This window comes from Mycobacterium tilburgii (assembly GCF_902168065.1).
GTDB lineage: Bacteria > Actinomycetota > Actinomycetes > Mycobacteriales > Mycobacteriaceae > Mycobacterium > Mycobacterium tilburgii.
In genome coordinates this window covers 1-23,129 of record NZ_LR655734.1, presented here as the reverse complement: position 1 = coordinate 23,129, position 23,129 = coordinate 1, and the positions used below count along the sequence as shown (strand labels likewise).

The following is a 23,129-nucleotide window of genomic DNA, read 5'->3' as shown; positions in this document are numbered from 1 at the left end:
CTTTGGAGACTGACCCGATGAGCCCCGCCCCGCAGCCAACCCCAGCAGCCCCGATCCGGGTTCCTGCCGGGATTACGGCGGCCGCCGCGGTCGCGGAGGCGGGGCTGCCGCGGCGGGGGACGCCGGACGCGATCGTGGGGGTGCGCGACGCCGACGGCCAGCTGCGCGATCTGAGGTGGGCGCCCGCCGTCGACACCGAGGGCGTCCCGATCGCCGCCAACACTGACGAGGGCCGCAGCGTCATCCGGCACTCCGCCGCGCACGTGCTGGCCCAGGCTGTGCAGGATCTGTTCCCGCACGCCAAACTGGGGATCGGGCCGCCGATCACCGATGGGTTCTACTACGACTTCGACGTGGCCGAGCCGTTCACCCCGGAAGACGTGATGAAGCTGGAAAAGCGGATGCGGCAGATCGTCAAGGACGGGCAGCTGTTCGACCGGCGGGTCTATCCGTCCAAAGACGCCGCGCGGGCCGAACTGGCCGACGAGCCCTACAAGCTCGAACTCGTAGACGACAAGTCCGGCGACCCGGACGTGATGGAGGTGGGTGGTGACGAGCTCACCGCCTACGACAACCTCAATCCCCGTACCAGGGAACGGGTTTGGGGCGACCTGTGCCGCGGCCCGCACATCCCGACCACCAGGCACATCCCGGCGTTCAAGCTGACCCGCAGCTCGGCCGCCTACTGGCGGGGGGACCAGAACAACGCCAGCCTGCAGCGCATCTACGGCACCGCCTGGGAGTCGCAGGAGGTACTCGACAAGCATCTGGAACTGCTCGAGGAGGCCCAGCGCCGCGACCACCGCAAGCTGGGAGTCGAGCTCGACCTGTTCAGCTTCCCCGACGAAATCGGTTCCGGCCTCGCGGTTTTCCACCCCAAGGGCGGTATCATCCGTCGGGAGCTGAAGGAGTATTCGCGGCGCAAGCACATCGAGGCCGGCTACGAGTTCGTCAACACCCCGCACATCACCAAAGAACAGCTGTACATCACGTCGGGTCACCTGGAGTGGTACGCCGACGGCATGTACCCGCCCATGCATCTCGATGCGGAGTTCAACGCCGACGGCACGGTGCGCAAGCCCGGGCAGGACTACTACCTAAAGCCGATGAACTGCCCGATGCACCACCTGATCTACCGGTCACGTGGCCGTTCGTATCACGAACTCCCGTTGCGGCTCTTCGAGTTCGGCAGCGTGTACCGCTACGAGAAGTCCGGCGTCGTGCATGGGCTCACCCGGGTGCGCGGCATGACCCAGGATGACGCCCACATCTACTGCACGCGCGAACAGATGCGCGACGAGCTGACCTCGCTGCTGCGGTTCGTGCTCGACCTGCTGGCCGACTACGGGCTCAACGACTTCTACCTGGAGCTGTCCACCAAGGACCCGGAGAAGTACACGGGCTCCGACGAAATATGGGACGAGGCAACAGAAGTGCTGCGGGATGTCGCCGAGGCGTCCGGGCTGCACTTTGTCCCCGACCCCGGTGGCGCGGCGTTCTACGGCCCGAAAATCTCGGTCCAGGTCAAGGACGCGTTGGGGCGCAGTTGGCAGATGTCGACGATCCAGCTCGACTTCAACATGCCGGACCGGTTCGAGCTGGAGTACACCGCGCCCGACGGGTCGCGGCAGCGGCCGGTGCTCATCCACCGTGCGCTGTTCGGGTCGATCGAGCGGTTCTTTGGCATCCTCACCGAGCACTACGCGGGCGCATTCCCGGCGTGGCTGGCGCCGGTGCAGGTGGTCGGCATCCCGGTCGCCGACGAACACGTTTCCTATCTGGAACAGATTGCGGCGCAACTGAAATCGCGTGGAGTTCGGGTCGAGGTGGACGCCAGCTACGACCGGATGGCCAAGAAGATCGTCAACCACACCGCCCAGCGGGTGCCGTTCATGCTGCTGGCCGGGGACCGCGACGTCAAGGCCGGGGCGATCAGCTTCCGGTTCGGCGACCGCACCCAGATCAACGGCGTACCCGTCGACGCGGCGATCGAGGCCATCGTGCAGTGGATCGCGGACCGTGAAAACACCGCTCCGACAGCAGAACTGGTTGAGGTGGCCAGCGGTGGCTGAGCAGGGCGGCGTCGACCGCGATGACGGCACCATCCTGGACACCGGCGTCGGTGAACGCGACCACCTGCAGCGGTTGTGGACGCCGTACCGGATGACGTATCTGGCCGAAGCCCCGATGAAGCGCGACCCCAATTCGTCGGGCAAGACCGAGCAGCCGTTCACTGACATTCCGCAACTGCCGGACGAGGACGGCCTGGTGGTAGCCCGCGGCGAGCTCGTCTACGCCGTGCTAAACCTCTACCCGTACAACCCCGGGCACCTGATGGTGGTGCCGTATCGGCGGGTGTCGGAACTCGAGGACCTGACCGAGGCGGAGAGCGCGGAGCTGATGTCGTTCATCCAGAGGGCGATTCGCGTCATCAAGAACGTGTCGCGACCGCACGGCTTCAACGTCGGCCTGAACCTGGGGGCGTCGGCGGGCGGGTCGCTGGCCGAACACCTGCACGTGCACGTGGTGCCGCGGTGGGGCGGTGACGCGAACTTCATCACCATCGTCGGCGGCTCGAAGGTGATCCCGCAGTTGCTGCGCGACACCCGCGAGGTGCTGGCCACCGAATGGGCCAAACATCCGTGAGTCGCGGCACCAACGATGAGTAAGGCGCCCTTTCTGTCCCGGGCCGCGTTCGCCCGGCTCACCACCCCGACGGCCAGGGCGCTGCTGTGGCTGGGGCTGACGCCCGACGCCGTCACCATTCTGGGCACCGTCGCGACGGTGGCGGGGGCGGTGACGCTGTTCCCGACGGGCCATTTGTTCGTCGGCACCTGCGTGGTGTGGTTCTTCGTGCTGTTCGACATGGCCGACGGGGCGATGGCCCGCGAACGCGGCGGCGGCACCCGATTCGGCGCGGTGCTCGACGCCACCTGTGACCGCATCAGCGACGGCGCGGTGTTCGGCGGGCTGCTGTGGTGGATCGTCTTCGGTCTGCACGACGAACCGCTGACCGTCGCGACGCTGATCTGTCTGGTGACCTCCCAGGTGATCTCCTACATCAAGGCCCGAGCCGACGCCAGCGGACTGCGCGGCGACGGCGGGCTGATCGAGCGTCCGGAACGGCTGATCATCGTGCTGGTTGGCGCGGGAATCTCGGACTTTCCGGGCATAGCCTGGCCACCCGCGCTGACCGTGGCGATGTGGCTGCTGGCGGCGGCCAGCGTGGTCACCTGTTTCCAGCGGCTGCACACGGTGCGGACCTCGGCCGGGGCGCGCGACACGCTGCCGCCCTGTCCGGGCAGCGAAGGAATGGGTAAGCCGTGATCGCCACACCGGCCGGACTGAAACCGCTTGCGGCGCCAGGCCGGAGGGCCGGCCGCCTGGTGACCACGACCGCAACCGACTGGGCGTACGCCGCCTGTTGGATGGCGGTGCGTACGGTGCCGGAGTTCGCCGCGCGCAACGTGTTCGACGCCGGCGCACGCTACGCCGCGCGCGGCGGCGGCCCCGATCAACTGCGCAAGAACCTGGCCCGGGTGCTCGGCGTACCGTCGGCGCGAGTGCCGGACAGCCTGATGCGCGACTCGCTGGCGTCCTACGCCCGCTACTGGCGCGAGGCGTTCCGGTTGCCGTCGATGGACCACCGGGTGCTGGCCCGTCGGATCGACGAGACCTTCGAGGGCGCCGACGTTCTCGACGCGGCCCTGGCCGACGGGCGGGGCGCCGTGCTGGCGTTGCCGCACAGCGGCAACTGGGACATGGCGGGGGTGTGGCTAGCCCAGACGCGCGGTACCTTTACCACGGTCGCCGAGCGTCTCAAACCTGAGTCGCTGTACCGGCGTTTCATCGCCTACCGGGAAAGCCTCGGCTTCGAAGTGTTGCCGCTGTCAGGCGGAGACCGGCCGCCCTTCGAGGTGTTGTGCGAGCGGCTGCGCGCCAACCGGGCGGTCTGCCTGATGGCCGAGCGCGATCTCACCCGCACCGGTGTGCAGGTCGACTTCTTCGGCGAGCCCACCCGGATGCCGGCTGGGCCGGCCAAGCTCGCGATCGCAACTGGGGCGGCGCTGCTGCCCGCGCACTGCTGGAACGAACCCGACGGGTGGCGCGTCCGGATCTTTCCCGCCCTGGACTGCTCCGGCGGCGACGTCGCCGCGATCACCCAGACGCTGGTCGATCAGTTCGCCCGCAACATCGCCGCCCACCCCGAAGACTGGCACATGCTGCAGCCGCAATGGCTGGCCGACCTGTCCGACGACCGACGCGCCCGGTTGGAGAAGGCCTGATGCGGATCGGGATGGTCTGTCCGTACTCGTTCGACGTGCCGGGCGGGGTGCAGTCGCATGTCCTGCAGCTGGCGGAGGTGATGCGCGCCCGCGGCCACGAGGTCAGCGTGCTGGCGCCGGCGTCGCCGCACGTCAGCCTGCCCGACTACGTCGTCTCCGCGGGCAAGGCCATCCCGATTCCCTACAACGGTTCGGTGGCGCGGCTGCAATTCAGTCCAGCGGTGCACGGCCGGGTCCGAAAGTGGCTGCTGCAGGGCGAATTCGACGTGCTGCACCTGCACGAACCCAATGCCCCCAGCCTGTCCATGTGGGCGTTGCGGGTCGCCGAGGGACCCATCGTGGCGACGTTTCACACCTCGACCACCAAATCGCTGACGCTGTCGGTGTTCCAGGGCGTGCTGCGGCCTTGGCACGAGAAGATTATCGGCCGCATCGCGGTCTCCGATCTGGCCCGGCGCTGGCAGATGGAGGCACTCGGGTCCGACGCGGTGGAGATTCCCAACGGCGTCGACGTCACTGCACTGGCCGGCGCGCCGCGAATGGACGGCTACCCGCGGCCGGGGAAGACGGTGCTGTTTCTGGGGCGTTACGACGAGCCGCGCAAGGGCATGGCGGTGCTGCTCGAGGCGCTGCCGCGGGTGGTGGAACACTTTCCCTACCTGCAGGTCCTGATCGTCGGTCACGGCGATGAGGACGAATTACGTTCTCAGGCAGGCGAATTGGCACAGCGCATGCGGTTCCTCGGGCTGGTCGACGATGCCGGGAAGGCGTCAGCGATGCACAGCGCCGACGTCTACTGCGCTCCCAACATCGGCGGGGAAAGCTTCGGCATCGTCTTGGTGGAGGCGATGGCCGCCGGCACCCCCGTGGTCGCCAGCGACCTGGACGCGTTCCGTCGCGTGCTGTGCGACGGCGAGGCGGGCCGCCTGGTGCCGGTCGGCGACGCCGCCGCGCTGGCCGGCGGGCTGATCGAGATGCTGGAAGACGACGCGCTGCGCGCACGCTACGTGGCTGCCGGGTCCGCGGCGGTCGCCCGGTACGACTGGTCCGTGGTGGCCAGCCAGATCATGCGGGTCTACGAGACGGTCGTCGGGTCCGGCGCCAAGGTCCAGGTGGCCAGCTGATGGTCTGGGTGGTCGCCCTCCTCGTCGTGCTGGTCGCGGTGCTAGCGCTGATCGGTATCTGGGCCATCCGGACAGCCAACCGGCTGAACCGCCTCAACGTCCGCTACGACCTGTCCTGGCAGGCCGTCGACGGCGCGCTGGCGCGCCGCGCGGTGGTGGCCCGCGCGGTCGCCATAGACGCCTACCACGGTTCGGCCGACGGCAGCCGGCTGTCGGCGCTGGCCGACGCCGCCGAGCGGGCGGCCCGGCACGCACGGGAGAACGCCGAAAACGAGCTGTCGGCGGCGCTGGCGATGGTCGACCCGGCGTCGGTGCCGGCCGGCCTGATAGCCGAGTTGGCCGACGCCGAGGCCCGGCTGCTGCTGGCCCGCCGTTTCCACAACGACGCCGTCCGCGACACCCTGGCCCTGGCCGAGCGCCGCCCGGTGCGTGCCCTGCGGCTCGGCGGAACGGCCACCCTACCAAGTTATTTCGAGATCGTCGAGCGACCCCAGGCGCTGGCCGACTCGGGCCGCGGTGTGCCCAGACACCGCACTTCGGCCCGGATCGTGCTGCTCGACCACGGCGGAGCCGTGCTGTTGCTGTGCGGCTCCGACCCGGCGATCCAGGACGCGCCGAAGTGGTGGATCACGGTCGGCGGCGAGGTCGGTCCGGGGGAGCGGCTGGTTGAGGCCGCGGTGCGGGAGTTGGCCGAGGAGACCGGTTTACGGGTCGCACCGGCCGACATGGTCGGGCCGATCTGGCGCCGCGACGAGGTCTTCGAGTTTAACGGCGCGCTGATCGACAGCGAGGAGTTCTTCTTCGTGTGCCGCACCCGGCGCTTCGACCCCTCCGCCGCCGGCCGCAGCGATCTGGAACGCGGCTACATCCACGGCCACCGCTGGTGCGACGCGAATGACATTGTCGCGCTGGCGGCCGCCGGCCAGACCGTGTACCCGCGTCAGCTGGCCGAACTGCTGGCCAACGCAATCAGGTTGGCGGACAACGCCACAACGGGCCGGCAACCGCAGCTGCAGTCCATTCGTGACGTGAACTAGAGCTCGTTCGACAGAACGTAACGGGCAGGGCGCCCACGGGCGGCAGTCCCACTGACAGCGGGACCGAGATACCCGGGCCTGCGCTGGCGACGGCCAGCGAGCCGATGGACTGCAGCGGCCCGGGCAGCCCGGTGGCGTAGCCGAACTCGACCAACGGCTGCAGGAACGGTTGGAGCAAGTCGGCCAACGGATTCCCAAGATGGGGATCATCCGCACCGGATCTAGCAGCGGCAAATTCAAGGTGGGAACGATGAAGTAGGTGGTGTTGCCGATCTGCTGTTGGATCGCGCCGGCAAGTTGCGCCGCGGTCAGTAACGGAGTTTGGGTGTGCAGCGGAAGGGCGAAAACGGCGTTGAAGTCCGCCGCGATGTTGAAAATGCCCGCGGGGAACTGGGCGACAGGGTCGTACTGGATGCCGTAAATAGCGGTCGTGTAGATGGTGTCCCACGGCCGTCGGCACGTGAAATCCGGTGAACGCTCCCGGATGCAGCGGGTCAGGATGCCGCCGGTCACCGGATTGTTCGGATCGGCGAGCATCATGAAGTTCAGCATGTTGGGGCCGAAACGTTTTCCAGAGCTTGTGAGAAGCCCGGTTAGAAACAGACCCGGATCAGAGGGCGCCTGCCGATATCCGTGCCGGCTCGTCTTCCGTCACTGCCTTGGCCGGCTGACCCGCGCTGCAATTCGTTTGCTGAATTAGAGCCCGGCTTGCCACGCCGGTTGGAGACAATCCGACGCGGCCGGGTGCGGGGTACGTCGTAGAACACCGTCGGCACTACCGTCGTCAGCGAATTCGTGATCCCAACTGCGCCCCCTGGCCATAGCTCCCGTGACCTGGAGCGGACTCGGGAGCAGCCCCGATATGGCCCAGGTCGACGATCGGCTTTAGAAATGGTTGAAGTAGGTCGGCTGCGGGATTCCCAAGGATGGGGGACGTACATTCGAAGCGGGTCTAGTACCGGCAATTGCAAGTTCGGGATGAAGTGCAAGGTGACGTTGCCGATCTGGATTTGGACCGCAGTGGTGGCTTCTGCTGCAGCGACATAAGCGGCCATGTGGTGTGCCTTAAGCAGGCTGAACAGCGAGTTTGCGCCAGTCGGAAGCCACAGCGGGCTACGCGGAAAGTCGGCGATCGCGTCGTATTGCAGCGTGAAGATCGACGTCGCATAAGACGTCGTCAGCGGCGTGGCAAAGCGAAATTCTCCGAACCCCGGGACCATATGTGTCAGAAACGCCGCCCACCGGGTTATTCGGATTCGCCGCCAAAACGAAGTTCAATAGGTTTGTACTCGGCCGCAGGGCGGCCGGCAGGGCCTCCAGATAGCGCATTTGCAAGCTGGCGATGGTTGCTCTCTGCGAATACCCCATGACGATAACCTTGTGGCCGGCGGCCGTGTGCATCAGAATTGCATTATTCAATGCTTGCCAAACCCTCAGCGACCGATCTACTGAAGGTTCGGCGTGTAGGCCAGTAATCGGCCAGAGCTCTTGCGGGGTGTGTAAACTCACGAGCCTGTAGCCCGAGTACCGGTGCAGAAGCGCCCGTTGAACTGAGGCCATGTAAGCGGCCGTCGGTTTCGGGTTCCCAGTGCCGCCCATGATCAACGTAACTTTGTCCTGCGCCGATCCCGCCTGCAAGGCGGCGGTGTTGCCGACCTCGGTGTCTGTATAGGAGTCCTTGGCGATGACCAGGGTGTTCACAAACTGGTCATGAAACAACTTCGCTTGCGCGCTGACCGCTTGGTACTGCTTTGCCTGTGCGACCAGGCGTGCGGCCGTTCGCGCCGATACTGAGTTCGTCGCCGGTGGTTGCACTCCCGTCGTCGAGGTCGCAGCAGCGGCGTTCGTCGCTTCCAGCGTCGAACCGACCTGTTTCAGCTCCTTGGCCGCCGTCCCAATCGCCTCGGGGTCCGTGACAACGAATGTCATTGGATGGGCCTCAAAGTCAGGTCAATCGCGGGTCGGAACGTCGAACCCTTGCCGGTCCGCCGAGGCGCCCGGGCATATTGATGGAGAGCGAAGGCGGCGTTGTCGCCGCGCTCTCTGAAACAGGACTTACGGTGGCGGTGGACATCGTTGCCACCGGGGAAATTTCGGGCCCCTCCGACACGGTGTTGATCCAGCTTGCCGGAACGGTCAATGACCCAATCAAGCCCGCCCGGCCCGCGCTTGCTTTTATAACCTGGACACCCGGCTGCGTCGCACTCCAGCCACTCGCGTCGGGGACGACGTCGAACGCCAGAGCCGGATCCATCGCCGAAAGGCTTTCAGTTGTGCTCGGCAACGAGTTGGCGTCGGACATGACGTGGCCGATCAGCGTGTTCATGGGTTCCATCGCGAATTGGACCGGCGTCGAAAGCATCTGCAGTTGCGTCATAGGGTCCATCAGTTGACCCGTCAGCGCCTGCACCATCGCTTCGAGCAACTGCTCACCGACGGAAACGAATCGTGCGGTGGGCAGGTTCATTAAGGTCAGCGGTGGTTCGCCGAACGGTGTTTGTGCGGCACTGGCCGCCGCGGTGCTGGCGTCGTAGCCCGCCATCGCCGCCACGTCTTGAGCCCACATCTGCGCGTACTCGGCCTCGGTCGCCGCGATCGTGGTGGTGTTTTGGCCCAAGATATTGGTCGCAATCAAACTCATCAACATGGCGCGGTTGGACGCGACGATTTCGGGCGGCACCGTGGCTGCAAACGCCGTTTCGAAGGCGTCAGCCGAAAGTCGTGTCTGGGTGGCCACTTGCGCCGCTCGTGCCGACGTCGCAGTCAGCCATTGCACGTAAGGAGCGGCTGCGGTCGCCATCGCTCTCGAAGTAGGGCCTCGTCAGGGCCCGCTGGTGAGCGAAGACACCGTCTAATGGTCAAGAACTCGCCATCGAACCCAGCTCGGCGGCCACCGTGTCCCAGGCCGTTGCGGCCGTGCGCATCGCTCCCGAGCGTGGACCCGCATACATGCGTGCGGAATTTATTTCTGGCGGCAACAGTCCGTAATTCAGCAACGCACACTCCCTTCTTGACTATCCTGCTCGCGCAGGTATCCAAACGCCAAGCGTCACAGTCGAAGTGGCCGAGTAGCGGCGCCTTGACGTGGATGCCCGGCAAAGCAGAGCGATGGCTTGCGGCAGATTCCGTCCGCTTGCGGCAGATTCCGTCCGCTTGCGGCAGATTCCGTCCGCTTGCGGCAGATTCCGTCCGAATTTTTAACATTATACGGGCGCCTGTTTACTGCGCGTGACGCACGTCTAACGGCTCATTGCGATCTCAAATGAACGGCAGCGCCCATAGAAACCACACATAAAGGTCGGAGGAACTGATTTGTGTTCACCACTAGAGTGGAAGCTCGACAGTTCGAGGAGAGAAGAGCTAGTGAACAGCGGCACACAGTCGAGCCAGGCCAACCAGACGGGGACGGCCCGCGTCAAGCGTGGCATGGCCGAGATGCTCAAGGGCGGCGTCATCATGGACGTCGTCACCCCCGAGCAGGCCCGAATCGCCGAGGGCGCCGGCGCCGTCGCGGTGATGGCGCTGGAGCGGGTGCCCGCCGACATCCGCGCCCAGGGCGGGGTGTCGCGGATGAGTGACCCCGACATGATCGAGGGCATCATCTCGGCGGTGACCATCCCGGTGATGGCCAAGGCGCGCATCGGGCATTTCGTCGAGGCGCAGATCCTGCAGAGCCTCGGCGTGGATTACATTGACGAGTCCGAGGTGCTCACACCCGCCGACTACACCCACCACATCGACAAGTGGAAGTTCACCGTGCCGTTCGTGTGCGGGGCGACCAACCTGGGCGAGGCGCTGCGGCGCATCAATGAGGGCGCGGCGATGATCCGATCCAAGGGTGAAGCCGGCACCGGTGACGTGTCAAACGCCACCACCCACATGCGGGCCATCGGCGGCGAGATCCGTCGGCTCGCCTCCCTGTCGGAAGACGAATTGTACGTTGCCGCAAAGGAATTTCAGGCGCCCTACGACCTCGTCGTCGAAGTGGCCCGGGCCGGCAAGCTGCCGGTGACGCTGTTCACCGCCGGCGGCATCGCGACCCCGGCCGACGCGGCGATGATGATGCAGCTCGGCGCCGAGGGGGTGTTCGTCGGCTCCGGCATCTTCAAGTCGGGCGACCCCGCGACGCGCGCGGCCGCGATCGTCAAGGCCACCACGTTCTACGACGACCCCGACGTGCTGGCCAAGGTCTCCCGCGGCCTGGGCGAGGCGATGGTCGGCATCAACGTCGAGCAGATCGCGCAGCCGCACCGCCTGGCCGAGCGCGGCTGGTAAACACCGCCCGTGGCTATCGAAGAGATCCTTGATCTCGAGCAACTCGAGGTAAACATCTACCGCGGCAGCGTGTTCAGCCCGGCGTCCGGTTTCCTGCAGCGCACCTTCGGCGGGCACGTCGCTGGTGTCGGCGGTGCGCACCGTGGACCCGCGCTATAAGGTGCACTCGTTGCACGGCTACTTCCTGCGGCCCGGGGACGCCCAGGAGCCGACAGTCTTCATTGTCGAACGCACCCGCGACGGTGGCTCGTTCGCCACCCGCCGGGTCAACGCGATCCAGCACGGCGAAATCGTCTTCAGCATGGGCGCGTCGTTTCAGACCGACCAGGAAGGCATTCACCACCAGGATCGGATGCCTTCCGCGCCACCGCCCGACGGTCTGCCGGGGCTGGATTCGATCAAGGCCTTCGACGACGCCGGCTTCAAGCAGTTCGAGGAATGGGACGTACGCATCGTTCCCCGCGAGCGGCTGGAGTTGTTGTCCGGGCGGCGGTCATGCAGGAGGGGCTGACCTGCTTCCCGCGGGGATTCCGCAAGTGAGCCGGCCGCGGATCGGCGTGTTGGCGCTGCAGGGCGACACCCGGGAGCATCTGGCAGCGCTGCGCGACGCGGGAGCCGAGTCGATGCCGGTGCGCCGGCGCAGCGAGATCGAGGTCATCGACGGGCTGGTGATCCCGGGCGGCGAGTCCACCACGATCAGCCATCTGCTTCTCGACCTCGACCTGCTCGAACCGCTGCGGGCCCGGCTGGCCGACGGGCTGCCGGCCTACGGCGCCTGCGCGGGGATGATCATGCTGTCCACTAAGATCCTCGACGACGGTACCAACGGACAACAGGCGCTGCCGCTGCGTGCCATCGATATGACCGTGCGGCGCAACGCGTTTGGGCGTCAGGTCGATTCGTTCGAGGGTGATGTCGAGTTCGCGGGCCTGGACGGCCCGGTGCGCGCGGTGTTCATCCGCGCGCCGTGGGTCGAGCGTGTCGGCGCGGGCGTGCAGGTACTGGCGACCGCGGCCGGACACGCCGTCGCGGTACGGCAGGGGCCGATGCTGGCGACGGCGTTTCACCCGGAGATGACCGGGGATCGCCGCATCCACCGGCTGTTCGTCGACATCGTCCGGGGACGAGGTTAACGCTGCCTTCGTAGGCGACGTTGCGGTCGGACTGGCCTAAACCCGGCCCTTGCGGGTCCTTATGCTGGTGCTCCAGTTTCTCCTGCACCTCGCGCTGCTCCTCGGTCGACTGCGTCGCGTCCTCGGGTTCCTTCGGTTGACTCACGACCCTGAGGACCTCCGCAATCGTCGGATCCGAAACGGGGGCGGCGGCGCGAGTGTGGGGCCTATGCCGAATTCGGGGCGGTTTGTCTACCTAGGGCCCACAGTCGGCGACCGACACTCCACGTAGACTCGTCGGCGACGTAACAGAAGAGGTAGAAGACACAGATGAGCGGCCATTCCAAGTGGGCCACCACCAAGCACCAGAAGGCCGTCAAGGACTCGCGCCGCGGCAAGGAGTTCGCTCGGCTGATCAAGAACATCGAGGTCGCGGCCCGCACCGGCGGCGGCGACCCGGCGGGCAATCCGACGCTGTACGACGCCATCCAGAAGGCGAAGAAGACCTCGGTGCCCAACGACAACATCGAGCGCGCCCGCAAGCGCGGTGCCGGCGAGGAAGCCTGTGGGGCCGACTACCAGACGATCATGTACGAGGGTTACGGGCCCAACGGCGTCGCGGTGCTGATCGAGTGTCTAACCGACAACCGCAACCGCGCGGCCGGCGAGGTGCGGGTGGCGGTGACCCGTAACGGCGGCACCATGGCTGACCCGGGTTCGGTGTCCTATCTGTTCAGCCGCAAGGGCGTCGTTACGCTGGAGAAGAACGGCCTGAGCGAAGACGACGTGCTGGCCGCCGTCTTGGACGCCGGCGCCGAGAACATCAACGACCTCGGCGACAGCTTCGAGATCATCTCCGAGCCGACCGACCTGGTCGCGGTGCGCACCGCGCTGCAGCAGGCCGGGATCGACTACGAGTCGGCGGAGGCCAGCTTCCAACCCTCGGTCAGTGTGCCGGTCGACGTCGACGGCGCGCGCAAGGTGTTCAATCTGGTCGACGCCCTGGAGGACAGCGACGACGTGCAGAACGTCTGGACCAATGTCGACCTGTCCGACGAGGTCCTGGCCACCCTCGACGAGGACTGATCAGTCGTACCCGTGACGCATGTCGTCGACGATGCGCGGGTTGTCCAGCGTTGACGGTTCCAGTGCACGCGGCGCGATGTCGTCAGAGAACACCGTCGCGGCCTGCAGCACCCGCGGGTTGAGGGATCACGCCCAGCAGCGCCTCGACCGCGATGCCCGCGTGCCGCAGCAACGGCTTGACCACGGGTGGTGTAGGAGGGCCTTGCCGCGTTCGGTTTCTCGAAACGTGATGCCGTCTACCACATACGGGTCGCCGGACCGCAATGTCAGGTCCTTGCGGGTGACCCACATGACCAGCCCGAGCCGGCCATCGTCGTACTCGACGGCGAACCAGGTCGGCAGGTCGCCGCCCTCCAACAGGTGCTCCCACCACACGAACGGTCCCTGGCGGAACGTCACCGACCCGCGCACCACGTTAATCGATGCCGCCATAGCTGACGACGGCGCCCGGGCCCAGTTGCCAGGGCCCGAATTGCGGCATCGCGTCGAAGGTCATCGGGTCGGTGCGCCCCCGCGCTGAGGTTTGGAAAAGCGCCGCGACGCGATCATGAGGACCACGATCGACGCGATGAACAGCACCGCGGCCAACACCTCGAGAAACGTTCCCATGGCAGACTCTTCCTGCGCCGCGTCGGCGGAGCAAACGTGGGATTAAATTAACAGCTTTTGTGGGGCCGGAGGCGTGTCCTGTCCGGCGCGGTCGGACCCGGCCGTTACGCTATCGAACAGCTGTTCAGGACGCCGTGAGCGAGAAAGTGGGAGTGGCAGCATGCGTGTGATGGGCGTCGACCCTGGGCTGACCCGGTGCGGGCTGTCCGTGGTCGAGAGCGGCCGTGGGCGCAGCGTTGTGGCGCTGGACGTCGACGTGGTCCGCACCTCGTCGGATGACACGCTGCCGCAACGACTGCTGGCCATTAGCGACGCCGTCGAGTACTGGCTGGACACGCACCGGCCCGACGTGATCGCGATCGAGCGGGTGTTCTCCCAGCACAATGTGTCCACCGTGATGGACACCGCGCAGGCCGGTGGCGTAGTCGCGCTGGCGGCCGCCAGACGCGGCATCGACGTGCACTTCCATACCCCCAGCGAGGTCAAGGCGGCGGTCACCGGCAACGGCGCCGCCGACAAAGCACAGGTCACCGAGATGGTCACCAGATTCCTTACCTTGCAAGCCAAACCGACCCCGGCCGACGCCGCCGACGCGCTGGCCCTGGCCATCTGCCATTGCTGGCGGGCGCCGATGCTGGTCCGTATGGCCGCGGCCGAAGCGCTGGCCGCGCAGCAGCTCCGGTCCTACCGTGCCAAGCTGGTCGCCCAAGCCAAGGCCGCCCAGGCGGGGCGCGACGATGATCTCCTCGGTTCGCGGTGAGGTGCTGGAGGTGGCGCTCGATCACGCGGTGATCGAGGCTGCCGGCGTCGGCTACCGGGTGAACGCGACACCCTCGACGCTAGCGACGCTGCGGCAGGGGAGCGAGGCCCGGCTGATCACCGCGATGATCGTGCGCGAGGACTCGATAACACTGTACGGCTTCCCCGACGTCCAGACTCGGGACCTGTTCCACACGTTGCTGACGGTGTCCGGGGTGGGGCCGCGGCTGGCGATGGCGACGCTGGCTGTGCACGACGCGGCGACACTGTGTCAGGTGCTGGCCGACGGCGACGTCGCCGCGCTGACTCGGGTGCCCGGCATCGGCAAGCGAGGCGCCGAGCGCATGGTGCTGGAGTTGCGTGACAAGATCGCACCGGTGGGCGCGCCCACGGCCACACCCGCGGGCGCGGGCCGTAACGGCCACGCAGTGCGCGGACCCGTCGTTGAGGCCCTCGTCGGACTGGGCTTCGCGGCCAAACAAGCTGAGGAGGCCACCGACAGTGTGCTGGCCGCCAGCCGCGAAAACGGCGAGCAGGCAACGACTTCCGGTGCTTTGCGGGCCGCGCTGTCGCTGCTGGGTAAGTTCACATGACCGAAAACTCCCAGGCCGAATATGCCGACCGTGACGTCTCGCCGGCGCTCACCATCGGCGAGGGTGACATCGACGTCAGCCTGCGGCCCAGGTCGCTGCGGAGGTTCATCGGTCAGGCACGAGTCCGCGAACAGCTGCAACTGGTCATCGAGGGAGCCAAGAACCGCGGCGGCACGCCGGATCACATCCTGCTGTCCGGCCCGCCGGGGCTGGGCAAGACCTCGCTGGCCATGATCATCGCCACCGAACTGGGGTCTTCGCTGCGGGTGACCTCGGGGCCGGCGCTGGAGCGCGCTGGCGACCTGGCCGCCATGCTATCCAACCTGGTCGAGCACGACGTCCTGTTCATCGACGAGATCCATCGCATTGCCCGACCCGCCGAGGAGATGCTGTATCTCGCGATGGAGGACTTCCGGGTTGACGTGGTGGTGGGCAAAGGGCCCGGGGCGACGTCGATTCCGCTGGAGGTGGCGCCGTTCACGCTGGTCGGCGCGACCACCCGGTCGGGTGCGCTGACCGGACCGCTGCGGGACCGGTTCGGCTTCACCGCGCACATGGACTTCTACGAGCCCGCCGATCTGGAGCGGGTGCTGGCCCGCTCCGCCGGCATCCTGGGCATCGAACTGGGCGCCGAAGCCGGCGCCGAGATCGCGCGGCGGTCGCGGGGCACACCGCGCATCGCCAACCGCCTGCTGCGCCGAGTCCGCGACTACGCCGAGGTCCGCGCTGACGGTGTGATCACCCGCGATGTCGCCAAGCAGGCGCTGGAGGTCTACGACGTCGACGAACTCGGCCTCGACCGGCTGGACCGCGCCGTGCTCTCCGCGCTGACCCGAAATTTCGGCGGCGGTCCTGTCGGGATTTCGACGCTCGCGGTCGCGGTCGGGGAGGAAGCGACCACCGTTGAGGAGGTGTGCGAGCCGTTCCTGGTGCGCGCGGGCATGGTCGCGCGCACCCCGCGCGGCCGGGTGGCCACAGCGCTGGCCTGGACGCACTTCGGGATGACACCGCCGGCTGAGGTTTCGCAGCCCGGGCTGTTCGACTAGCTGTAGTGGCAGTTGTGCCGCCGGTTCTTGATCAACCAGTTATCGATGTGGCCCATGCTGATCGGTAGAAGAGGCTCCGGAAACACCATGTGGTCCGATCCTACATCTGCACGATCTCCGCGTGCCGATACTGAGCTGCCGTCTGGCGCAATACCTCTGTCGACACGATGCGGTCGCACTGGCCCCTCATCACCAACACGTGAGTGTTCACCGCTGCAGCGTTGACAACGGTGGCATTGGACAGCTTTAACATCGCCAGGAGCATTTCGCACTGCGCACGCCCAGAATCGCAGACCAAACCCTCATGAATTGCGCGTGCAGTGTCCTCGGTCTGCGTGTTGGCGACCCAGTGCCGAAACCATTCGAACGTCGGGGGATGCACCGGCTTGGCCCAGGGGCGTAGGCGTAAGAAATACGGGCGGGACATGCGCCGGTTTGCTGGGTCGAAGAACCAGTGATCCCCGACGCGGGAGCCGGGCATGCTGCCACCAATCCGATGTGGGGTGTGCGTGCCGCGACCAGCTGTGCCAGTAAGCCGCCCATTGAGTGGCCAACTAAAAGTGGCGGCGAATCGAGCGAATTCACGAATGCCACGAGGTCGTGGGTGTAGTCCCGAAGACTTAGTGAGGCAATCTTCTTCGCACCCTCATGGATCGAGAGCTCGTGATAACACAGCTTCGGGGTATGGGCAGTGAAACCGCGCTTTTCGAATGCGGCGCGGGCTGCGGCCAACTGTTCCCCACGGCTCCAATTTCCATGAATCAGAACCACGTGCCTGGCATTGGACATTTCAAAGAATGACACCTGCCCGCGGGCACGTTTGCTGGATTCCTGCCATTACTCGCCGCGGCAACCGCCTCAACGCCACGTTCGGCGGACGCGCCGGTGGAGGGCGTCTTCCGCCGCCATCACCACGCGGGCGTCTAGGGTCACACCCGGTAGTCCGAGACCGGCGGGGTATCTCGCCGTGACCAGCGAGGAGCGCCGTGATCACCGCAGGATTGGTTTTCGCCGCGCTGGCGGCACTGCTGCACGTCTACATCTTCACGATGGAGTCGCTGACCTGGACGTCCCCACGCACCCGGGCCACCTTCGGAACGACCCCCGAGGAGGCCGAGACCACCCGGCTGCTCGCGTTTAACAAGGGTTTCTACAACCTCTTCCTGGCGATCGTGACCGGTGTCGGGATCACCGCGCTCGCACTGGGATACCGTCCGGTGGGCGCCGCGCTCGTCTTCGCCGGCGTCGGCTCAATGGTTGCCGCCGCGCTGGTGCTGCTGTAGTCGGCGCGGGACAAAGCCCGGGCCGCGGCGACACATGGACTCTTCCCGGTTGTTATTTCAGTTTTCAGTTGTGCTGCTCGTTCTGGGCCTGGGTACGTAGCGCCGGGGGCACGCGGGGTACAAGCGTTCACGGCAGGGTACCCACGCCCTGCTGAAGTAGCCCGGCGCAAAAGATGGAGAAACCATGAAGAATGCACAAGACGGCCATCCAGACAGGTTGTGGATGCCACGCTCCCGCGGTGCGGTGTGCGGGTTGGTGCTGATCGTCCTGGAGGCATGGGGTGCGTTGATACCGTTCGTCGGTCCGCACTTCGATTTCGCGTACACGCCTGACCGAGACTGGGCCTGGAACACGGCCCGCGGCTGGCTGGAGGTGGTGCCGGGCGGCCTGACCGCGTTGGGCGGGCCCTGCTGATCTTCTCGGGGAACCGGGTCACCGCGATCGTGGGCGGCTGGCTGGCGGTGCTGGCCGGCGCCTGGTTTCGTCATCGGCAGAGACCTGGTGCCGACGCTGGGGGATCGGATCAGCCGGGGATCCGATCGCCGCGACCGACCACAAGCGGGCCGCACTGGAGATCTCCTGCTTCTACGGTCTGGGAGCTCTGATCGTCTTTGTCGCCGGCATCGCACTGGCCCGCCTGGGGGTGGTGCGGCTGGCCAGCGATATCGAGGCGCTGGCGAAGGTGCGGTCGGCGACGGTGCCGGCCGCGGACGAGCCCGCCTACATGTTGGGTCTCGAGGAGCCACACCGCGAGGTGCAGCCGGACGCGCTGACCGCCCCGCGGGTCGAGACGGCCGACGACCAGCAAGCCGGCGGGTTCCGCCGGCATCGCGCCGACGCCGCGCCCGGGCAGGGCGGGTCTCATATATGCGTTGGCCGCATCCGCAGAGTTGAGGAAGCACCGGTCTTTTCGCAGAGCTCAGAGCATTCCGAGCAGTTTCAGGTCGCTCACGTACTTGACGAGCATCTGCGGCGTCATGTGCGGAATGTCCTTGTCGGGACCGATTTTGGCTTCCTGGACGGCCGCCCGGAACCTGTCGGTCGGGCTATCGATCCACGGACCAGCCATTCCGGCTCCTGGTAGCTGTGCAGCAGCGGCAGCAGCGATGCGTTGCGCTGCTTTTCGGGGCTTTTCGGGCAGCGCCCGCAGGCTCGCTCTCGAACCGGTGCAGCCAGTCTGCGTAGTCGTCGACGCGCTGGATAGCGCAGCCGGCCACCGCCGGGTCGATGAGCCAGTCGACGAACTCGTCCATGCCGATGCCGTCGTCGTACGGGTTCATCAGGTGCAGGGTGCGGAACCCGTCGAACGTCTGCGCACCCAGCGTCGAGGCACCCAGCGTCGAGATCGATTCAGCGATGAATTCCACCGGCAGCCCGTCGTAGTGGGCGCGTTGCCGGCCACCCTCGGCGTCGAGCTCGTAGAACGAGCCGGGCACGATGCCGGTCTCCACCAGGCTCAGGATCATCCGTGTGAACATGTCCGACACGTTGAGCTGACCGGAGTAGGTGGTGTCGGTCGACGATCAGGTCGACGGTGTCGGCGAGTCGCTGCCAGGTCTGCCGGTCCAGGCCGAGGTCTTCCTCGCCCTTGGCACCGGCCAGCACCTCGAGGTGGTCGGCGGCCAGCGCACGGTAGTGCTCGAGCAGCTCCGGGTCGCCGCTGTCTAAGGTGTCGTCGAGGTGGGGCTCGGTCAGCGGTGTCGTTCTTGGCACGAATTAGGGCGGATCACCTTGCCGTCGACCAGGTCCATCCGCTCGAGCCATTCCAGAGCTAGTTAGCGGCCCAGGAAGCCCGTCGCGCCGGTGAGCAGGACGGTGCGCACCTCGCCGCTCGGGGCGGGCAGCTTCGGCGCGGCCGCCAGGGTCGCGGCGTCGATGAACTTGTCCAGCGTGAGGTCACTTGCGTCTACCACGTCGGCGTCGCGCCCGTGCACCGAAGCGAAGGTGGGCCGCTTGCTGCCGTGCCGCTGGGCGTCGATGTACTTGGCGATGCCCGCCAGGTCGTTGGCCGGGCTGACGATCACACCTACCGGGACGTCGACGTCGAAGATCTCGTGCAACAGGTTGCCGAAGGTCAACGCCGACAACGAGTCTCCACCGAGATCGGTGAAGTGCGCGGCAGAGGAGATGTCGGCGGCGCCGCCGCCCAACAGGGCCGCGGCGGCCCGGCTGACGGTCTGCAGCACCGAGGCGTCCGCGCCGCTGCGGCGCAGCTCGGACAGCTCGTTGGCCTGGCCTTGGGCCAGATCGATGTAGAGCTGTTCCAGCCGCTCACCGTAGCTGCTTGAGCTTCAGCCAGGCCAGTTTGCGTATGCCGGTCAGCAGACCGTTCTCCGTCGTGAAAGGCGTTGGCTCGATGAGGATGTCGCGCGGTACCTCAGAGGACTGCAGGCCCGCCTCCTTCGCCACGGTCTGCAGCGAGTCGGCGATCAAGCGGCTTCAACCTCTCAACATCGTTGTACGCCAACGCTTCCTCGGTCGGCACGACGACCGCCAGCAGGTACGGGTGGGCACTGTTGCCGTAGACGTAGCTCTGCCGCACCAGCGGGCTGTTGCCGAACATCGCTCCAGCTTGGCGAGGGTGACGAACTCGCTTTGCGCCAGCTTGAGCACGTTGTTGCGACGGTCGACGTAGACCAGCTTGTCCGGCGCCACCTCGGCGACGACGTCGCCGGTGTGGTATCAGCCGTCGGCGTCCAGGGCGCTAGCGATGACTTCGGGCCGCTTGTAGTAGCCGGGGAACATGTTCTGCGTCTTGAGCAGTAGTTCACCGCGCGGATACGGCCGGTCGGTGGCGAAGTAGCCCAGATCCGGCAAGTCGATCAGCTTGTAGTCGATCACCGGGGGGCCGGCTCACCTGGCCGTCCAGCATGACCATGCCGGCCTCGGTCGATCCGTAGCCGTCCAACAGGTGCATCTCGAGCATCGACTCGACCCAGGCCGTCAGCTCCGGGGAGGTGGGTGCAGAGCCCGTCATCGCGACGATGAACCGGCCGCCCAGCCGGTACTGCCGGATCTCGTCGCGAACCTCGGCCTCGCTGCCGCCAGCGTCGACGCGGCGCTCTCACCCAGCCAGTTCTTGCTCGACCGGCACCACGTCTTGCCCATGTTGCTTTGCGGGTACGTCGCCCCCTTAGGGGCGCCGGTGCTGCTGGGGGTATAGATGAGCAGGCCCAGCGCGTCCTCGGAGTCCGGCTGAGCGACCGGGCGTGCGGGCAGGCTCTTGTCGCGCTCGACGAGGTCGCTCAGCGTCTGGACCTCCACGCCGGCGTCGGCCAACCCGGTCCGTGCGGCCTCCAGGGCGTCGCGGTCGTCGTCGACCTCGGCGTGGAAGTCGAAGACCACGAGCTTGGCCGGGACGTGTCGGGTCCGGATCAGCTCGAGGGCCGTCGGCAGCTGGTTGACGCTCGCGGCGACCACGGCCGGCTCCGTCTCGACCACGGCCGGCTCCGTCTCGACCACGGCCGGCTCCGTCTCGACCACGATCGTCTGCAGCTGCGCGGTTGCCGAACTGGTCTGCAGCGGTACGCCCACCGTACCGAGCTTGGCCAGTGCTAGGTCAAGGACGGTGAAGTTGACGCTGTTGAAGCCAGTACGGCGACGCGGTCGCCGGTGTGGACCGGGTCGTCGGCCAGGGTGCGGGTCAGCGCGTCGACACGCTCACCGAGCTCGCGGTAGGTCATTGTCTCGAAGCGGGAGAGCACCTCGGGCATCGTGCGGCCGGTCTTCGGGTCCTTGACGAAGTGGAGGGCTCGCTGTCCCAGGGCCGGGCGGTCGGCGTAACCCTCGAGCACGATGTCGATGATCTGCGGCAGCCGCAGTCCGGGCTGCTCGAGGGCCTCGACGACCGCCGAATCCGGCCGGGCGGTAGCGAACTGGGGTCTTGGCGGTGAGACTCTACGGGCGCGCTGTTCCTCGGGGATAGTAGACATGACCGCTCCTTGCTGCTGAGAGGTTTATCCGCGCTGCGCTGCGCTGATTAATAGAACGTTAGTTAAACTAAAGGTATTCTTCAGCGGTGCACGCCCGGTCAAGGTTGTGACATCCCCCACGAGGCCTGGGAATAGTGGCGTGCTTCATCAGCATCGAGGGTACTGACCGATCACCGGCTCAGAGGTCGGCCAGAATCCCGGCAACGATGTCCAGGCCCTCCGCCAGCAGCTCGTCACTGATCGACAGGCGGTAGCAACCGAACAATGTTGCCAAACATGCCGCACGTCAACAGGATCACGCCGGCGGCATGCGCAGTGGTGGCCAGTTTGTCGGCCAGCGCCGTCGGGTTCGGCGCGTGCAGATCAGGTCGGGCTCAATCCCCTCGTGCTCGCAGGCGAACATCGCCCCGGTGCGCGCGAACCCGGTCTGCACCTCGTCGGCGATTAACACCACGTCATTGCGACGGTACCAGTCCAGCAGCGCCGGCAGGAAGCCCTCGGCCGGGACGATGAACCCGCCCTCGCCCTGGATGGGCTCGATGATGACGGCGGCGGGGTTCTTCGCGCCGACCTGCTTTTCGATGAACGTGATGGTGCGCACCGCGGCCAACTCGCCGTCGGTGGCCAGCTCCTTGTCCAGTAGGCCGTCCCTATACGGATAGGACAGCGGTGCCCGGTAGATCTCCGGCGCGAACGGATCGAAGGCGCTCTTGTAGGGCATGGACCTTGGCGGTGAGGGCCATCGTCATGTTGGTGCGGCCGTGGTAAGCGTGGTCGAACGCGACGACCGCGGGCTTACGCGTGTACGCACGCGCGATCTTGATCGAATTCTCGACGCCGCCCCGCCCGCACCGCGAACACCGGCATGGTGATCCCCACGCCGTGGGAGACCGCCGCGTGCGGCGTTTGGTCAGTTCCAGCGAGCGGGGACCGGGAATTTCGGTAACCAGCTGGCGGGTTTGCTCGAGGCCGCCCACGACGTCCTCCTCCCGGCAACGCGCGTGTCGCGTCGTGCTGAAAGCCTGGACACCCGTCACGCGCGTGCGTGACCTCCCGGTCGGTTTGGCACCGATTGTCGGGACAACTAGCAACACCAATATGCCAATATGTAAAGACAGGCGTGCTCGATGGAGAGTTTGGTTTTGTTCCTGCCGTTCCTGCTCATCATGGGCGGCTTCATGGTATGTGGTATCGCGTCGCCAGAAGCGCGCCATGCAGGCCACCATCGACCTGCACGAGTCGCTGCAGCCCGGGGGACCGTCTCCACACGACGTTGGGCCTGCAGGCCACCGTCGTCTCCTTCACCGACGACAGCGTCGACTTCGAGATCGCCCCGGGCGTCGTGACCACCTGGATGAAGCTGGGCATTCGCGACCGGATCCTGCCGGAAAACGCCGACGATGTATGAGGAAAGCCTGGAAGAATCCGACGATCCTGGTCCGGCCACCCGAGCCGACTGACGAAATATCGATGATCACCCCGGTCCGCTGAAGGGTTTGCGCGATGCGGACACGTAGGCTTCGTCGAGGGTTAAACGACCGATTCTCGAGGAGATATAAGGAAGTGGCATCGTCTTCGGCGCCGGTGCACCCTGCCCGCTACCTGTCGGTTTTCCTGTTGCTTCTGGTCGGGGCCTACCTTGTGGTGTTCTTGACCGGCGACAAGCGCGCGGCCCCGAAGCTCGGCATCGATTTGCAGGGCGGCACCCGAGTCACGCTGACCGCCCGTACTCCCGACGGGTCGCGGCCCACCCGCGAGGCGCTGGCGCAAGCGCAGCAGATCATCAGCGCCCGGGTCAACGGACTCGGCGTGTCGGGTTCGGAGGTCGTGGTCGACGGGGACAACCTGGTCATCACCGTTCCCGGCAATGACGGAAACGAGGCCCGCAACCTCGGACAGACCGCGCGGCTGTACATCCGGCCGGTGCTCAACTCCGAGCCGGCGCAGGCCGCCGAACCCAAGCCGCCCCCACCCGCCGGCCAGCCC

At 66.5% G+C, this 23,129-nt stretch carries 16 protein-coding genes and 11 pseudogenes; 17 read left to right on the top strand and 10 right to left on the bottom strand.

Going from position 1 to position 23,129, the window contains the following annotated elements:
* Positions 1 to 17 precede the first annotated feature (17 nt).
* The 6 genes from thrS to FQ389_RS14910 are packed head-to-tail and all read left to right on the top strand — an operon-like array spanning position 18 to position 6,447.
* Entirely contained in the window at positions 18 to 2,072 is a 2,055-nt protein-coding gene (thrS, locus tag FQ389_RS14935) for a threonine--tRNA ligase (protein ID WP_144209032.1), read from the top strand.
* Positions 2,065 to 2,646, top strand: a complete 582-nt coding sequence (locus FQ389_RS14930) for an HIT family protein (RefSeq protein ID WP_144209029.1) — start codon at positions 2,065 to 2,067, stop codon at positions 2,644 to 2,646. Before thrS ends, FQ389_RS14930 begins: the two co-directional genes overlap by 8 nt.
* A 15-nt stretch (positions 2,647 to 2,661) precedes the next feature.
* Complete coding sequence (gene pgsA / locus FQ389_RS14925) at positions 2,662 to 3,327, top strand: phosphatidylinositol phosphate synthase (protein ID WP_144209026.1); 666 nt, start codon at positions 2,662 to 2,664, stop codon at positions 3,325 to 3,327.
* On the top strand, positions 3,324 to 4,286 hold the full coding sequence (locus FQ389_RS14920; protein WP_144209023.1) for a phosphatidylinositol mannoside acyltransferase: 963 nt from the start codon (positions 3,324 to 3,326) through the stop codon (positions 4,284 to 4,286). The genes pgsA and FQ389_RS14920 overlap by 4 nt, the downstream gene beginning before the upstream one ends.
* On the top strand, positions 4,286 to 5,410 hold the full coding sequence (locus FQ389_RS14915) for a glycosyltransferase family 4 protein (protein ID WP_144209020.1): 1,125 nt from the start codon (positions 4,286 to 4,288) through the stop codon (positions 5,408 to 5,410). The genes FQ389_RS14920 and FQ389_RS14915 overlap by 1 nt, the downstream gene beginning before the upstream one ends.
* Complete coding sequence (locus tag FQ389_RS14910) at positions 5,410 to 6,447, top strand: NUDIX hydrolase (RefSeq protein ID WP_144209017.1); 1,038 nt, start codon at positions 5,410 to 5,412, stop codon at positions 6,445 to 6,447. The genes FQ389_RS14915 and FQ389_RS14910 overlap by 1 nt, the downstream gene beginning before the upstream one ends.
* A gap of 210 nt (positions 6,448 to 6,657) precedes the next feature.
* Here FQ389_RS14910 and FQ389_RS22725 read toward each other — a convergent pair.
* The 4 genes and pseudogenes from FQ389_RS22725 to FQ389_RS20555 form a co-directional block, all read right to left on the bottom strand.
* Positions 6,658 to 6,999, bottom strand: a pseudogene (locus FQ389_RS22725) (PE-PPE domain-containing protein); the annotation flags it as partial.
* A gap of 41 nt (positions 7,000 to 7,040) precedes the next feature.
* Positions 7,041 to 8,376: pseudogene (locus FQ389_RS22720) on the bottom strand (PE-PPE domain-containing protein).
* Between the two features lie 16 nt (positions 8,377 to 8,392).
* Entirely contained in the window at positions 8,393 to 9,247 is an 855-nt protein-coding gene (locus FQ389_RS20560; RefSeq protein ID WP_260860811.1) for a PPE family protein, read from the bottom strand.
* A gap of 58 nt (positions 9,248 to 9,305) precedes the next feature.
* Positions 9,306 to 9,398, bottom strand: a complete 93-nt coding sequence (locus tag FQ389_RS20555; RefSeq protein WP_456085329.1) for a PPE domain-containing protein — start codon at positions 9,396 to 9,398, stop codon at positions 9,306 to 9,308.
* Between the two features lie 412 nt (positions 9,399 to 9,810).
* Here FQ389_RS20555 and pdxS point away from each other — a divergent pair, with 412 nt between their 5' ends.
* The 4 genes and pseudogenes from pdxS to FQ389_RS14870 all read left to right on the top strand — a co-directional run bounded on the left by pdxS (position 9,811) and on the right by FQ389_RS14870 (position 12,920).
* A complete protein-coding gene (pdxS, locus tag FQ389_RS14885; RefSeq protein ID WP_144209006.1) occupies positions 9,811 to 10,722 on the top strand; it encodes a pyridoxal 5'-phosphate synthase lyase subunit PdxS in 912 nt (303 codons plus the stop codon).
* A gap of 9 nt (positions 10,723 to 10,731) precedes the next feature.
* Positions 10,732 to 11,218, top strand: a pseudogene (locus tag FQ389_RS14880) (acyl-CoA thioesterase domain-containing protein); the annotation flags it as partial.
* Between the two features lie 40 nt (positions 11,219 to 11,258).
* A complete protein-coding gene (gene pdxT / locus FQ389_RS14875; RefSeq protein WP_144209003.1) occupies positions 11,259 to 11,855 on the top strand; it encodes a pyridoxal 5'-phosphate synthase glutaminase subunit PdxT in 597 nt (198 codons plus the stop codon).
* A gap of 309 nt (positions 11,856 to 12,164) precedes the next feature.
* Positions 12,165 to 12,920: a YebC/PmpR family DNA-binding transcriptional regulator gene (locus FQ389_RS14870; RefSeq protein WP_144209000.1), complete on the top strand. Its 756-nt coding sequence runs from the start codon at positions 12,165 to 12,167 to the stop codon at positions 12,918 to 12,920.
* Here the strand turns inward: FQ389_RS14870 and FQ389_RS14865 are convergent.
* Positions 12,921 to 13,043, bottom strand: a pseudogene (locus FQ389_RS14865) (hypothetical protein); the annotation flags it as partial.
* A gap of 32 nt (positions 13,044 to 13,075) precedes the next feature.
* Positions 13,076 to 13,529, bottom strand: a pseudogene (locus FQ389_RS14860) (DUF4178 domain-containing protein); the annotation flags it as partial.
* Positions 13,530 to 13,689: 160 nt separating this feature from the next.
* On the opposite strand from FQ389_RS14860, the gene ruvC reads away from it, so the two are divergent.
* The 3 genes from ruvC to ruvB are packed head-to-tail and all read left to right on the top strand — an operon-like array spanning position 13,690 to position 15,927.
* On the top strand, positions 13,690 to 14,289 hold the full coding sequence (gene ruvC, locus FQ389_RS14855; protein ID WP_144208997.1) for a crossover junction endodeoxyribonuclease RuvC: 600 nt from the start codon (positions 13,690 to 13,692) through the stop codon (positions 14,287 to 14,289).
* Positions 14,267 to 14,881, top strand: coding sequence for a Holliday junction branch migration protein RuvA (gene ruvA / locus FQ389_RS14850; RefSeq protein ID WP_144208994.1), 615 nt, complete (start codon positions 14,267 to 14,269; stop codon positions 14,879 to 14,881). The genes ruvC and ruvA overlap by 23 nt, the downstream gene beginning before the upstream one ends.
* On the top strand, positions 14,878 to 15,927 hold the full coding sequence (gene ruvB / locus FQ389_RS14845; RefSeq protein WP_144208991.1) for a Holliday junction branch migration DNA helicase RuvB: 1,050 nt from the start codon (positions 14,878 to 14,880) through the stop codon (positions 15,925 to 15,927). Before ruvA ends, ruvB begins: the two co-directional genes overlap by 4 nt.
* 246 nt (positions 15,928 to 16,173) lie before the next feature.
* On the opposite strand, the gene FQ389_RS22715 is transcribed toward ruvB, so the two are convergent.
* Positions 16,174 to 16,716, bottom strand: coding sequence for an alpha/beta hydrolase (locus FQ389_RS22715; protein ID WP_407662906.1), 543 nt, complete (start codon positions 16,714 to 16,716; stop codon positions 16,174 to 16,176).
* 197 nt (positions 16,717 to 16,913) lie between these two features.
* Here FQ389_RS22715 and FQ389_RS14835 point away from each other — a divergent pair.
* Together FQ389_RS14835 and FQ389_RS14830 are read left to right on the top strand one after the other, a co-directional pair.
* A pseudogene (locus FQ389_RS14835) lies at positions 16,914 to 17,273 on the top strand (DUF1304 domain-containing protein); the annotation flags it as partial.
* A gap of 121 nt (positions 17,274 to 17,394) precedes the next feature.
* Positions 17,395 to 18,105, top strand: a pseudogene (locus FQ389_RS14830) (hypothetical protein).
* Positions 18,106 to 18,226: 121 nt separating this feature from the next.
* Here FQ389_RS14830 and FQ389_RS14825 read toward each other — a convergent pair.
* The 3 genes and pseudogenes from FQ389_RS14825 to FQ389_RS14820 form a co-directional block, all read right to left on the bottom strand.
* Positions 18,227 to 20,745: pseudogene (locus tag FQ389_RS14825) on the bottom strand (SDR family oxidoreductase); the annotation flags it as partial.
* 20 nt (positions 20,746 to 20,765) lie between these two features.
* On the bottom strand, positions 20,766 to 21,143 hold the full coding sequence (locus FQ389_RS22710) for a hypothetical protein (RefSeq protein WP_407662904.1): 378 nt from the start codon (positions 21,141 to 21,143) through the stop codon (positions 20,766 to 20,768).
* Between the two features lie 178 nt (positions 21,144 to 21,321).
* Positions 21,322 to 22,120 (bottom strand): annotated as a pseudogene (locus tag FQ389_RS14820) (aminotransferase class III-fold pyridoxal phosphate-dependent enzyme).
* Positions 22,121 to 22,270: 150 nt separating this feature from the next.
* On the opposite strand from FQ389_RS14820, the pseudogene yajC reads away from it, so the two are divergent.
* Together yajC and FQ389_RS14810 are read left to right on the top strand one after the other, a co-directional pair.
* Positions 22,271 to 22,551 (top strand): annotated as a pseudogene (gene yajC, locus FQ389_RS14815) (preprotein translocase subunit YajC).
* A 155-nt stretch (positions 22,552 to 22,706) separates the two neighbouring features.
* Positions 22,707 to 23,129: pseudogene (locus FQ389_RS14810) on the top strand (protein translocase subunit SecD); the annotation flags it as partial.